This is a genomic window from Alcaligenes sp. 1735tsa3, assembly GCF_024134565.1.
Classification (GTDB): Bacteria; Pseudomonadota; Gammaproteobacteria; order Burkholderiales; family Burkholderiaceae_B; genus Alcaligenes; species Alcaligenes phenolicus.
This window is the reverse complement of sequence record NZ_CP099862.1, coordinates 2,183,452-2,196,402: the sequence shown is the minus strand read 5'-3', so window position 1 is coordinate 2,196,402 and position 12,951 is coordinate 2,183,452. Positions and strand designations below refer to the sequence as shown.

At 46.3% G+C, this 12,951-nt stretch carries 11 protein-coding genes; 5 read left to right on the top strand and 6 right to left on the bottom strand.

Annotated features, from left to right (window positions below; translation table 11 throughout):
• Nucleotides 1-106: 106 nt before the first annotated feature.
• A complete protein-coding gene (locus tag NIZ92_RS10135) occupies nucleotides 107-2,218 on the bottom strand; it encodes a hypothetical protein (RefSeq protein ID WP_137430341.1) in 2,112 nt (703 codons plus the stop codon).
• An 11-nt stretch (nucleotides 2,219-2,229) separates the two neighbouring features.
• Entirely contained in the window at nucleotides 2,230-2,670 is a 441-nt protein-coding gene (locus NIZ92_RS10130; protein ID WP_052159390.1) for an aegerolysin family protein, read from the bottom strand.
• A gap of 274 nt (nucleotides 2,671-2,944) precedes the next feature.
• Here NIZ92_RS10130 and NIZ92_RS10125 point away from each other — a divergent pair, with 274 nt between their 5' ends.
• Nucleotides 2,945-4,663, top strand: a complete 1,719-nt coding sequence (locus NIZ92_RS10125; RefSeq protein ID WP_254001872.1) for an AAA family ATPase — start codon at nucleotides 2,945-2,947, stop codon at nucleotides 4,661-4,663.
• Between the two features lie 335 nt (nucleotides 4,664-4,998).
• A complete protein-coding gene (locus NIZ92_RS10120) occupies nucleotides 4,999-6,039 on the top strand; it encodes a hypothetical protein (protein WP_254001871.1) in 1,041 nt (346 codons plus the stop codon).
• Nucleotides 6,040-6,309: 270 nt separating this feature from the next.
• Here the strand turns inward: NIZ92_RS10120 and NIZ92_RS10115 are convergent, their stop codons facing one another.
• Nucleotides 6,310-6,984: a hypothetical protein gene (locus NIZ92_RS10115; RefSeq protein WP_254001870.1), complete on the bottom strand. Its 675-nt coding sequence runs from the start codon at nucleotides 6,982-6,984 to the stop codon at nucleotides 6,310-6,312.
• 550 nt (nucleotides 6,985-7,534) lie between these two features.
• Between NIZ92_RS10115 and NIZ92_RS10110 the strand changes: the two genes are divergently transcribed.
• The 3 genes from NIZ92_RS10110 (at nucleotide 7,535) to NIZ92_RS10100 (ending at nucleotide 9,463) form a co-directional block, all read left to right on the top strand.
• Entirely contained in the window at nucleotides 7,535-7,882 is a 348-nt protein-coding gene (locus tag NIZ92_RS10110) for a hypothetical protein (RefSeq protein WP_254001869.1), read from the top strand.
• A 52-nt stretch (nucleotides 7,883-7,934) separates the two neighbouring features.
• Nucleotides 7,935-8,177: a hypothetical protein gene (locus NIZ92_RS10105; protein WP_254001868.1), complete on the top strand. Its 243-nt coding sequence runs from the start codon at nucleotides 7,935-7,937 to the stop codon at nucleotides 8,175-8,177.
• Nucleotides 8,178-8,275: 98 nt separating this feature from the next.
• The gene (locus NIZ92_RS10100) at nucleotides 8,276-9,463 is read left to right on the top strand and encodes an SH3 domain-containing protein (RefSeq protein ID WP_254001867.1); all 1,188 of its coding nucleotides are present in this window, start codon (nucleotides 8,276-8,278) and stop codon (nucleotides 9,461-9,463) included.
• 420 nt (nucleotides 9,464-9,883) lie between these two features.
• On the opposite strand, the gene NIZ92_RS10095 is transcribed toward NIZ92_RS10100, so the two are convergent.
• From NIZ92_RS10095 to NIZ92_RS10085, 3 genes are all read right to left on the bottom strand, one after another.
• Nucleotides 9,884-10,996, bottom strand: coding sequence for a DUF4268 domain-containing protein (locus NIZ92_RS10095; protein WP_254001866.1), 1,113 nt, complete (start codon nucleotides 10,994-10,996; stop codon nucleotides 9,884-9,886).
• 621 nt (nucleotides 10,997-11,617) lie between these two features.
• Nucleotides 11,618-11,938 (bottom strand): H-NS family nucleoid-associated regulatory protein, encoded by a 321-nt coding sequence (locus tag NIZ92_RS10090; protein ID WP_254001865.1) that lies wholly within the window; start codon nucleotides 11,936-11,938, stop codon nucleotides 11,618-11,620.
• 104 nt (nucleotides 11,939-12,042) lie between these two features.
• The gene (locus NIZ92_RS10085) at nucleotides 12,043-12,951 is read right to left on the bottom strand and encodes a hypothetical protein (protein WP_254001864.1); all 909 of its coding nucleotides are present in this window, start codon (nucleotides 12,949-12,951) and stop codon (nucleotides 12,043-12,045) included.

The window sequence follows — 12,951 nt, the reverse complement described above, 5'->3', positions numbered from 1 at the left end:
AACTATAAGCACCGCATTAATGGAAAAGCTCCCCAGACATGATTGATGCCTGAAGAGCCTTTCATGGGGGAGACTGTTAAGGGAATTGCCTGAGTTTCAGGCCAAGTTATCCAAATATACTGTTGATTTTCTCAACGGTTCCGATATAGGTAGTGCTTATTTTTCTCAGGGTGTAGGGAACGGTATAAGTCCAATCCTTAGACCAGGAATCGCTGCTTAAGGTGCAAATGTTGAGATTGCCCAATTCTTTTTCCAAGGCGGCAAATTGATCTTGTAGAGATTGGCTTGACGCAAGACTCCGGCCCTGGCCTTGACCCCGCCATTGAACTCCCTTGGCGGCAGAGTATGGAATAGGTATCAACCTGACACTGTCGTTAGTCAGAATCCCTTTGTCTTTATCAGCCGTTAGCTTCATTGCCATTTCGCCGCCTTTAGTGAAAATCATTTTTTCAGGCAAGGCTTTTCGCAATAGCATCAGGGACGGCCCGAAGGCATAAATATCACCATTCGTATCAATGAATGGGAGCATTTTTATGAACGAGCTAAACGCAGTCGGATTGTTGCTCCCATAGCTGCAATAAGCAGCCTTGTAGGTCACCTCGGGATACGGTATCGGCTTAACGTCGATAATTTCGCTGCTTACTGACTGGTCCCCAATGAGCAGGCCCAGACCAAGCTCCGCGTTACGCAAGAAACCAATTTCGTTCCAGGCGGTATAAATCTTCTTGGCTTCATCGCTTAAGGAGTTGAATGCGATTTCCACCGCATCGTCACTCTCTACATTGTCGCTCAATACACCCTGTGCAATTTTGAACGAATCGGCTACTTGAGACGCTGAATTAAGATGGCAGAAATCCAGCTTGATATTGCAAGCGTTAAAGGTATTGTAAATAGTGTTCAAGGTGGACAAATCTTGCATCATGCAACGAATTTTCAGGATGTACTCGGCCACTTCAGCATCGTTGATTTCGTTCATGTATCCCATCGACATCCATGGGAAAATATCTGACCAGTTTGCTATCCAGGCGCCTAGAACGGCGTAGTCTGAGCTTGAATCCAAACTGCTTGCTCTGACCCCTTGAAGCGAGATGTTCTTCTTCCTTCTGGAGACGCTTCCTTCTGCTAACACGTCCAATGAGTTTTCCTGTACTTTGGAGGCCAGGTCGTTTAAGCCATCAATATTGTTCTTGTCCCGAACAGTTGATTTGAATTCTTCAAACGTTAAATTCGGGTTCGTTTTTTTGGCTTCTTCATATCCGGACGCGAGCGAGAATTCTTCAGAATCGCCCAGTTTCTTAATGGTATCCAGCTTTTCCGTGACTTCTTCATTTTTTTCCGGTTTGAGAAAATCAGGGATTTTTGGAGGAGGGCTTACTGAACTTTGCATAGGCGCTTTATCCAGCAGGCTAATTCCTGAAATCTCGGCAAAGGATTTGTTGGCAACAACATCAAACCAGGAATTTACCTGGCTTTCAACGCAACCCCCACTGGCGAGAGCCTTGCAAGATACCTCAACTTCAGAGCTTTGATCTTTTTGAGAGCCATTATAGGTTTGCGCTATGGATACGGAACTTCCTATCCCTGAATAGCTGAATTCAGCCGTTTCTCCATACTTCCAGCTGTCTTCTGATTTTTTGCTCGTCATCTCCGTAGAAACAGAGCCCATCCCACCCCAGATAGCTCCAACGACCAGGCCATCCCCGTAGGATGAAATGAAGTTCTGCAGAGATTTGACCCATTCTTTCATGAGCTCGTCTTTTTCTGTAGACGATCCAGTGCAGTCACGGGCAGCAATAAATTTCTCTAAAACCTTTAACGAAAGATTTTTAGGTCCGGCGCTTAATGAATTTAATACATCTTCCACTGTCAGGTTGTCGAAGTCTATATATTCGATTCCCGAGATCATGGAAATGTTGTAGGAAACTTTAATAGACTTGTACTCCGAAGCAGTCGCATTGCTGACGGATACAGCAACTGCTGACGTAAACTTGGCGATCCCCGAGGGGCCATAGGCTCCTGAAAAGCCAATGGTTCCCTCGTTCAAGGAGTCAGTATAGACATATTGGCTTTTACCACTCATACCCATTTCAATTTCTTTTTGGGTAATCATTCTGGTAATTGGGTTTATCAGAACTGAAGGTTTGAAATCATTCCCAAGAACAGTAGATCCAACTGTGATTCCCAGTAATGGGTTGATGGATTTAGCTTCTATGCCCATGATTTTCTTCCTTAGGATTTTTTTACGACAGTAATGAAGATATTGCCTGTTGCGCCACTTGGGCTACCGCCACCTTTTTTACTCACTGTGTAGTTTTCTTTATCCTTTACGGTGAGTTCATCACTGTTGGAACCACTCCAGGGGCAATCCCAGTAATATTCGAAAACTAATTTATCACCGTCGTACAGGGAGAAACCTCCTTCAGTTCCTGACGAGGCGTTCTCGCGTCCGCAGGAGGCAATAGTGTATGAGTCTTCGTCTTTGATAATGGTGCCATTAATTTGGCTGGGAGTTATTTCCTTGTCTTTATCTCCTGGTACATGGAACTTTCCCCACTTCAGATAAGCCCCTTCTACTTTGAAGTTTGAGTTAACAACGAATATGGTAATTTCTATCCATTGTGCATAAGCCCGAACCTTGCTTTCTTCAGTTGCAATATCTTTAGCAGTCATGGTTAAGTCCTCAGCTTGTTAATTAAGTTGCGCCTAACTACATTGTTTTGCACTTATGTGCAAGCAGAGAATAGCAGTTGAATTGTTTTAATACAATTTAATTTAAATAAAAAAAATTTGTTTTTTTAATCTCCTTTATTATTCGCAAGCTAATTTAAATTAATATTGTAATTAGGGCATTTATATATGAATGAATTACCTGATTATTTCTTGATTAGTGCGAAAACTGTTTTCTACCCCTTTGGCCATAGGGGGCCAACGTAGGGCCGACTCGGTGGAATCGAATGACGTAGATGAAGAGCACATCGTGCGATGGGGCTGGGTTGCTGAAATTGACTGGCACGGTCAAATGCGAGCTCGTAGCCCCCGTTTGGTGAGAAGACATATTGCTTTGCAGCTTTGGGTCAAACAACGTATCGGACACCACCGGGACAAATGGGATACCTGTGCTTTCTGCCAACAAGACTTGCCGCACGACATTTGGCAAGTGCCGGACGAGCACTTCAGCAAAGAGTCGGGCGACTTAGAAACTGCCTTGGATGCTGCTATAGCATCGGTTATGGACGAGATAAAGTCCATTGCTGGGCTCATTTCCTTCACAGGTGCTCAGTTTTATGCGGACGAGCGTACTGCGTTTGAAGCGAGCAGCAAGGCACTGTCGGAAGCGCTTGGTGTCTACAAAAAGGACTTGGAATTCCTGAAGAAGTCCCTTGAGGCTCGAAAAAACAATCTGTTCCAGCTCGTGCTTCTGAAGCCCCCTTCGCATGACGCCAAAGAGATCGAAAAGCATGTTCAGGACATTAATGCGCTGATCGTCACGAGCAACGGCAAGACAAGGACCCTAGAAAAAGACAAGACTGCTGCCAGAGATGCGCTTCGCTTGACTGACGTGTTCGCGTTTACTGATGCGATCACCTATGGCAAGGAGATTGCTCACATAGCTAACCTCAAGACCGGCGCTGACACGGCAGGCACGGCCCATACGGACGCGGAAAAAGAGATCCGTGACGCGGAAGCAGAAGTCCATAATTTTCGAGCCAAGCAAAAGGATGAGCGGAAGGGGGGCGAGCGAGTCAACTCTCTGCTCAACAACTTCTTCGGCCATGATGGTATCAAGCTTGAGGCCCGCGACGGCGCAGACAACGCCACTGTCAAGTTTGAAATCACGCGAAACGGCAAAGCCGCGTACAACCTCAGCGAAGGCGAGTGCAGCCTGATCGCCTTCTGCTATTTCATTGCCAAGCTAGAGGAACCTGAGAGCAAAGGCAAAGAACTGATCATCTACATTGATGATCCAATTTCTAGCCTAGACGGAAACCACATATTCTTCATGTTCAGCCTGATTGAGAGCTTGATTGCCAAGCCGATCAAGAATGCTGACGGCTCAAACGCCTATCGCTACAAGCAGCTTTTTATCTCCACTCATAATCTGGACTTCCTGAAGTACCTCAAGCGCCTGTCCATTCCGAAGAAGAAAATCCCTGCTGGTGAAGGCAGGATGAAAAGTGTCGATGACCACGAGCATTTCATGATCGAGCGCAACGGCGCTTCAAGCAACATCTTGCTCATGCCGTCTTATCTCAAAGACTACATAACTGAGTTTCACTACCTCTTTCATCAAATCTACAAATGCAAAGATCAAGCTGCCGCAGCAGATAGCCATGAACCATTTTTCGGCTTTGGCAACAACCTGCGGAAATTTCTCGAAGCCTTTCTGTTCTTCAAGTACCCCTATCATGATGATAAAAACGACGCCTTTGAACGGATTAAGAAATTCTTTGGGGAAGAGGAAGATGCAGCAGTTGCACTGGTTAATCGGCTTAATAACGAGTTTTCCCACCTGGAGGCAGTCCCAGATAGAGGTTTTAAGCCCGTGGAGATTCCTGAGATCGCCAAGGTGGCTAACTATGTCTTGGATAAGATTTACACTGCCGACAAGGCGCAATACAACGCTCTGTTGAAGAGCATTGGCGAGCCTGAGCGAGTGGGCTAGAGGATCACTCCCAGTATCCGAGTGTCTGAGGCAAGCGCCAAATAAATCAATTCTTGTCGCATGGCCGTAACGGGTCGAAAGTCGACATAGTTAAAAATAATTACACGCTATAGATGATCAGCCATTGACTGCTTTCGACCCAAAGCCCTCACTTAAAGATATATGCTGTGATTTATGCAATTTCACAAACATAGGCATACGTCGCACCGAGTCTTATTCGAGATACAGGCGATGATATATTAACGATTTTGTTTATGAGCCTTATCCAGCAGTCTCGTGATGCGAAAATCAGGATGAGTTGTGAGATTAATTAATATAAACTGGCCATTTCTAGAATGCACACTTTTTTATCACACCTATTTGTCCCCGTCCTTGTGGCTGTTGCTACAGCCGGAGGTGCCCTATATAGCATCTGGGTCAGTAGCGAAAAATTTGAGAGTTTGGAGCAACTGTTTCTTGATCCGGCAGCAATTGCCGTTTTTATTCTTGCGACACTATCAATTTTACAGTCCAGTCTTAATTATATTGAGAAGAAAAAAGAAAATAGGCGTGCGACATATAGTTTTCGACTCAGACGGATTCCAGAGCCAGCCTTTAAAATTGAGACTAAACTTAAACAATCAGAGTCGGCTTCCGGATTGTTAACGGTTCGAATTGAAAATAAGAAAGATAAAGTTAACCTATTACAACGTCAGGTTGGCTACCGGGAAATTATTGAAGGCCAATCTGAGCTTCATTATATTGAGGATACGGAGTGCCGCTACGCATCTCAAAAGTCATTTCGAAAATCTTTATTTCGTGTTCTTTTTGAACCTACGGATAGTTCATTCTGGACAAGAAATCTTTACAACAAAGACGATCTTGCAGATGCGCTTGAAGACGCGCCTGTAACGGAGAAAGGAGAGCGGCAAGTTCTCATCTACACCCATACGTTGGAATCGAGAGTTTCAGAATGGCTTAGCCAGTTCCCCTGTCCGGAAAAGGTGAATAAAATTAAGCGAATTGGACTTACCGCTAACAATGAAAGAGCGTTGCCTAACATCTTGTCTCTTGCAAGTCACCTTAGTTTTTTTGTTAATCGAGAGTTAATTCTGGAATTGGCAACGAAAGATATTAATTTTTATCATCACTTTGCCATTGGTGGAGTTCTTAGCTCGCGCGGTAGAAAAAAATTTTCTCTTTTTTATGCCGTGGAGGCGGCAATTGAAATAGATAAATCTGGCAGGCCAATTCCTGCAAACTGGAATCAGGATAGTTCAAGTTTCAATGAGAAAATGATTGAGGCAATTTCTTCAGGGGATAACGAGCTTATTATGAAGGTTGCTTTTGATTTGGCGAAAGAGAAAGCGCGTGATTCAAAGTCTCGGCCCTTGTGAAGAAAATTTCGGTTAAGTTCACCTAAGCCAAAGCATGGGTTTCGCAGTCTTTTTGGCTGAGAGTGTCTGAATTTGAAAACGGCGGTTAGCAGTTTAAACTTCGTGCGGTTAGCCTTGTGCGGCCGTATATCATCTTCATGTGAGTGACTGCTTTTTTACATTCATCGACTGCTTGTGGCCGATGGCAGATATTATAAGGTCTATCTAGTATAGATAACCCGAAAAAAAGCCGCCTATAGAGGCGGGTTTTCGAGTATTGAGTTTTATTATTTATACTTTTTGATTAATATTTATGATTTTTTCGAGGTGCTGCGGAGCAGGTTTAAGAGCCGCCATATATTCATCGGTTATACCAATAGATTGAGGGTGAGGGAGGCTCAGTACTAGGGTCTTAGGAAAATTTTGAGTTATTAGTTTAAAACGTGTGCCTTTGTAATTTTCTAGGCTTGCTTGATAAATCTCCCCATTACCAGGTCGTTCACCTAAGACCGAAACGACACGTTGACGAATATCAATATCGTTAAGAGCCTGAATCATTTGAGCGCCAATAAATATTATTACTAAGGGCTTTCTGGACTCAATCAGGCTGAGGATGCCACCAGACTCTTTGACCATCGTGTTGATAGTGATTTTATTGTTACTCTGAACACTGCGTGTTTGAGAGTTAATCCAGTTGGTTTGGAAAAAAGATCGGTCGAATGCTGTTTCACGCTCAGGTGCATGAGATAAGGGAAGCCCCCAGCTTATCAACCACTTGCATACAGTATTTCGGAACCGTGTATTGTTGACTGATAAGTCAGAGAAAAATGAAGGGGCGTCTATTTCTTGTAGTATTCCAGCCTTCTCTAAGGATTCATCTTTGGAGGAGTAGCCAAAATTTATACCGCAGATCATCACTCCACCAGCGAGATTTTCAGGGAAGTCCTTGGTAACTACGGGGTGCATTATTGGCTCCTTGATTGCTTATTGAATATGCTTTTAAATTTAACTGCATTTTAGGTTGCGCATCACTAATAACCTAACTATCGCAAGGAGTAGTTATGATAAGCAAAAAGTCCTCAGAAGAGGGCTTAGTTGCAAGAGTGCGGATGTGGTTAGTCGGACTGATTAGTTTTGAGCTTATTGTGTATGTCGACGTTCGCCCCTGAACAGTCGCTCGATCAATGACAAAAAAGCAATTCTCCGCATGCCGTCCACGAAAGGCGTGTTCTCGACGAGAGGGGCGGCCGGCCTCGCTATCCGTTGGCGTGGATGAGCCCTCCCCAGAGATCATGCAAAACTGTAACTACAGTGTTAAAGTTTGAAGCCCCTACCTTCAGCCTGTACATACAGCCTCCAGTCAATGGTTACTCTCTATTTCCAACCAATTCCCAGATGGCATCGAGCAAAAGGCTTAGTTCCTGCCATACGGCACTGCTCGACGCGATTCAAGAGGGCGGTCGCGGCAGGTGACGACGTAAAGATAGAGTTAGTCTCCCAGCAGGCTTGGGACTTAATGACTAAGCTATTCGAAATACTGCGTGGTGAGCAGGACGCCGGGCATCTCGCGGCCGCCCCGATGAATGCCGCCACTGCCTTGATTATAAATAGAGTTTCTATTACTGAGCAGCAGAAAATGTTGTCTTTGAAGAAGATAGATCGCACTCGATCGACTACTCTTGGTCTCCGTGATGCATTGAACAAAATCGCTCACTACAAAAAGGCAACATTTCGAGTGGACAAGCGAAATGCTCATTATTTGTTGCTAGCAGGAACCTATAATGGCAAGCCTTGGATTGTCGAAATCTTGGTTTCAAGGCTGTGCAGTAATTCTGCTGCAGCTATAAAAGCGATCACCGGATGATTTGTTCTTTTAGATCTGTTGGGGCATTTCACTTAAATAGTATTAATAGCGGATGCAAGGCAAAGAAGGGAAGTTCTCCACGGTCTTTCCGGCACTCGTAGAGCGTGATCAGGCGGAAAAAAATTACTCGGCCACCATTGGTTGCGATCCCTGGGTGCTTAAAATCAGAAAAATGCTAGGCGTACTCTTGGAGGGGATCAGCAATGAGTTTTCAGGCGAAGTTGCAATGGACCTTATGGATCTGATCGACAGTGAAAGGGCTTTTGCGGAGTTCGCAGCTAAGTGTTTGAAGTAAACTCCATCGTAGCAACACGAACAAGGCAGCGCTGGGGAATAAGCTTGGACCTAACAAGAATCTATGAAACAACGATGGGGAGCACCCTGGTACGAGAGATGGCTCGCATCGAAGAGGAACGCTCATCGTGGCGCAAAGCTTTGATCGAAACTGATCTGATCGGCAAACAGGTGCGAGAGCTGCTGGGAAACTCGGCCTATCCCAAAATGGCCGAGGAACTCAAAGCCTTGTTGTCGCCGGCCCGATCGATTGCCAAGCAGTACGAAGATCTCTTCGGTTCCAGCTCTGCCATTGGGTCTGCATACAAAACTTGGCAGGAGTCTGAGCGCTTGCGGGGGGAGCAGATGCGCAAGATGTTTGACCTGATGGCTGAAATTCGCACGAGTGTTTTGGGGGACATCAGCACCCAGTATCTCATCAAAGAGCTCGCAGACTGCAGTTCCCTACAAAGCCAAATGAAGGCGATGACAGAGCAGGCATTGGGCATTGGATCGGTTGCCAAGATGCTGGCTTTGCAAGTTGAGGACTCACGAGCGCGGACTAAGAAGTTTCTTGAAGGTTTGGATGTAGGCCGCAGTATCCAGAGTTATCTCAAGGATTTCGAGCACATCAACAAGCAGTGGACGGTGCCCAATGAAGTGCTGGGTATTGTGGGCTCGTTCAAGGAGCTGCAAGATCAGCTTGGTAAGGTGACATTGCCCACCATCGATTGGGGCTCGGCAGCTGCCTTGGCTAAGGCACTGGGACCCGAGGGCATTCAAGAGCAACTTGCGTTGCTAGGCATCGAGCCAGATGGCTCTATGCACGAGTATGCTGAGCAACCTGAAAAGGGGCTACTCAGTCGCAAGCAAGCGGATGCCATCGCGTTAGTGAGCTTGCTACTGACCATTTTGTTTTTCCTCTATCAAGAAATTTCGAGTCAGGAAGATAAGTCCAAAACGGAGGCGTTCCAAACAGAGACGACAATTACCTTGCAGGAGCAAACGCAGCAGATTCAGAAGCTCACGGCACTTATTGAAAAGGCTTTGGTACAAGCTGCACAGACTCCCGAGGAGCGGTTTGTCGTGCGCGAACGTATTGCCACTGTGCGATCAAAACCTGAACACGGATCCTCTGTACAGGGCAAGCTCATGCCCAATGAGGTGGTGCGAGCCATCGATAAAGGCGGCAAGTGGGTAGAGGTCGAGTATTACCACTGGCTGCGCGAGGAGTACCGCACTGGTTGGATCTTGAAAAAATATCTCGAACGTGTGCCTACTAACTACGCGAAGGCCCGTGGTCAGTAGATGTTAAATGTGGCCCAGCTTTATGTGTATGGTGGCCACAAGTTGGACGTCGCTTTGTTCAAGCATCTTGGTAGCCGCTCATCAGCCCTTAGCGCGAATGGGTCGTGTCAAGAGATTGGAGAGCTTTGTGAACGCCGCACTGTGCCTAGCCGGTAAAGTGAAGCGAACGCTCGCAAAACACAGCGGTTGGATGACTGACGCGGCAGGCAGAGTTCTTCGGCGAACGTTACCTCACCAGATGTAGCTTACTGCAGGTCTTTAACTATGGGCTCACAAAGCCGGCTCAAATGAACGGCTGTTATTAGTCTAAGAGCAGTCAAATATCTCATGGGAGTAACCTATTAAGCAGCAACCCTCTACACTGACCTGGCCGGGAATTTCCTACCAATTAGAACTAGATATGTTGGCCATGCACCAAAACTAGAGCTGCTGTTTGACTATGCTAAGCGGTGTTTTGAACGCGAGCTCAAACCTTTGCATGTGGGAAACGAGCCATTCAATCATAGTGGGCCATTGGGTTTGGTCGCGTCCAGCGAAGGATTGACTGTAGACGATGGCGCTAGCATTTGCCTCATCCATGCGATTCCAGACAAGACTCGCACCAAATGTGGTTTCTATGGATGCTTTGTGAGAATAAAGCTCATCGAAGATCTTTTTATTTACTGTACTTGATTCACGTTTGTCGATATACAGTCGTACCCGTATCTCCTCAAAACGGAATTGCATTTCATACCAGACACCAGCAATGCCAGAACCTGTGCCGGCAGTACCTCGAGGGCTGGGGGTAACGTTATCAAAAATCCGGCAAGGTGATTCTTTAATAGCTTTTAGAGCTAGTGTCCAAAATTGTAATCGAAGTTGTTGGGCTTCCCCCATAGCCTTGTCACTAGCTTGGTCGGCTGCTTCTTTTTCAGCTAAACCAATTATGTATTCTGCTGCCTCAGGCATTGGGATAACTTGGTCAATGCGAAACAACAGATCAGTACCCATCTCGTAGGCGCCAACCTTGAAACACTTCACTGGTACACCGTGGCCCAACAACCACATTGCGGTTGAGGTAACCTCTTTACGAAAGCGGGTAGCGACCATAAAAACGCGCTGTGTATTGCCTGCATTGAGCTTGAGCTCGTCAACTTCAATACCATCGAAAAAATCCATCAATTTTTCGTTTGCGTTGCCCCCGCCATGCCGGTCGAGATAACGCTGAAAAATTTCGATAATTTGGTTTCTTTTGAGGCTAGAGCAGTATGAGGCGTACTTCAAGGCTTGCCATACTACATCGCGACCGGAGTTGAGCTTATTTTCGATGATCACGAGCCTTTGCTGCTTGTCTAGCGCAAGAAGGTCAAGTCTCTCGTTAGTCTCGTCGAAGCCGTCAAACTCCTTTTGAATGATTAGCAAGTCCTCCCCTAAGGCGCTCGGCTCTGCTGCTAACCACTCCTGCAAATGCTTACGCTCAGTAAAGCCAAGTTCGCCTAATTGCTTTTCTTTTAAGGGCCTAATTCTGTTAGCTGCTTTGTCTATTTTAAACACGCTTTTTTCCTCCTTCGACGATTATAGTCTCTTTGGATTAAGCGTAGTTCTGTTGGCTAGGCCGACCGTATGGCGCCTTACTCGCGCCGGAAAAATTTCCATTATCCTTATCTGGCTTTTGTTGAGCGGGTGATCTGGCATGGTCTGCCCAGTCTGATCTGCTGAGCATAACCTGACTTGAGAGAGCTTTCAAATGGCCCCGGTCACGCTACTGATGCGCAGTGTTAGGTATCCGACATCGACTACTGGCTACCCTACAAGTTTGTAGGATGTGGGACGTCCTGGGTAGTTGACTAAGCATCCGCCGGACAATGGGGAGACCGACTTTGTTAAGCGGTCAGTAGCCTGACCAATAATAGTCACTACCAACTAGCCGTCAGCTTGCCTCCGGGTATTGTCTGCATCTGCTGGTACGCGAGCCGCTGCCAGCTCTATCGGCTCGGCTCGGGCTCGATTGATTATAGTCACGGATACACCGTACTTTTGGCCTTGATCGAGGTAGAAGTCCAGTACGGCCGTTTCCAAACGGGACAACGTTGAGGCAGTGCATCCATCCAGAGCTTAGGTATCTGCTATTTGTGGGTCCGAGTTGAGCATGTTGCCAGCCATCAAAACCTGAGTTCAATCATTGCTAACTGCATAGTCTTCACGGGAGCGGCCTTCCGCTTCAATCTGCTTGATCCATGTCGGCGTGCGTCCTCTACCAGTCCACGTATGGCCATCTGGGTGCCGATACCTGATTTTCGATACTGCTTTTGTTTTTAAGGGGCTTTTGTGAAACGCCTGAGCAATATCTTCAGGGCTCAGGTCGTTTTCCTTCATGGATCGAAGAATATCGCTGACTAATTTAGATCTCGTCTTTTGTTTGAGTTTATCGGCATCACGTTGCAGTCGAGCAATTTCTTTTTTTATTTCGGAGATGGAGTTCAATTCTTTTCTCATGCATTCCTCATGGTTTTCTCTCAACTGACTAAACTGAGAGGTGGATTTTCTAACGAAGAGATTGGCCAAATATACACGGCTTGGCTAATCTTTATCTGCTTGAGTTAGAACAACGACATCACAACAATGAATGACATTCCGATCATGATGGTTTTCTGTACGCCACTTACTAGTTCGACCTTCTCGATTGAGCCCGTTGAGTAGTTACGAAAAAACGCCGTAATAAACGACATCAAGATAAGGATAACAAACGCAGTGGATGTCGCAAAAATGATGAGTCGCAAGTTACCCATGCTGACGCCGGATCCAGAAGCAAATCCTTGCTCCAGGCTTTCGGTTAAAGGCAGGCAGCCTTCACCTTCACGGATACACGGATCGACGGGGGGTCGGTAGGTGCCACCTTGATCAGGGTTTGGTCGAATGATATCGTCTACTGGATCGCCGTTATTGCCCGTAGGCGGGCCATTCCGTATTCGGTCAGCCATTTTGCAGATGGTCGTCCCATTGATATCCGCAAAGCCGTTACAACTGCCTGAGTTGATCATTTTCTGGCAGTTTCCGATCCCGAGTTGCACGCACGCTAGAACCATATCATCATCGACCTCTCGGCCATCGAACGTTCCCAGCCCCGCAAGTGTCTTAGGTGCTTGTGCTTGCATGGCTTTGGTGGTCAGTTTTGACCAGGCGTCTACTTGCTCCTGTAACCCCCATGTCCTGAACTCCTCGGGAGACACCTTGGCATATTTTTGAATGTTGGTTTTATTCATTTGCAAAATGCCTGAGCAGCATGAGCCATTGTAAACATCTAGTTGTCCGCCACCTGATTCGAACATAGTCAAGCGCCCAACGGCATCTGCATTAGCTTTTAGCCACGGACTGGCGTGTGGAGAATTTTTTATCGCTTGGGCAACTTGTTCAGCAGTGACAAGGGTTGCAGCAATAGCGACGACTGAGAAAGTAAGTCCAAGGAAAGACCACACTAGCTTTTTAAAGCGATTAAAGTTCCTTAACAT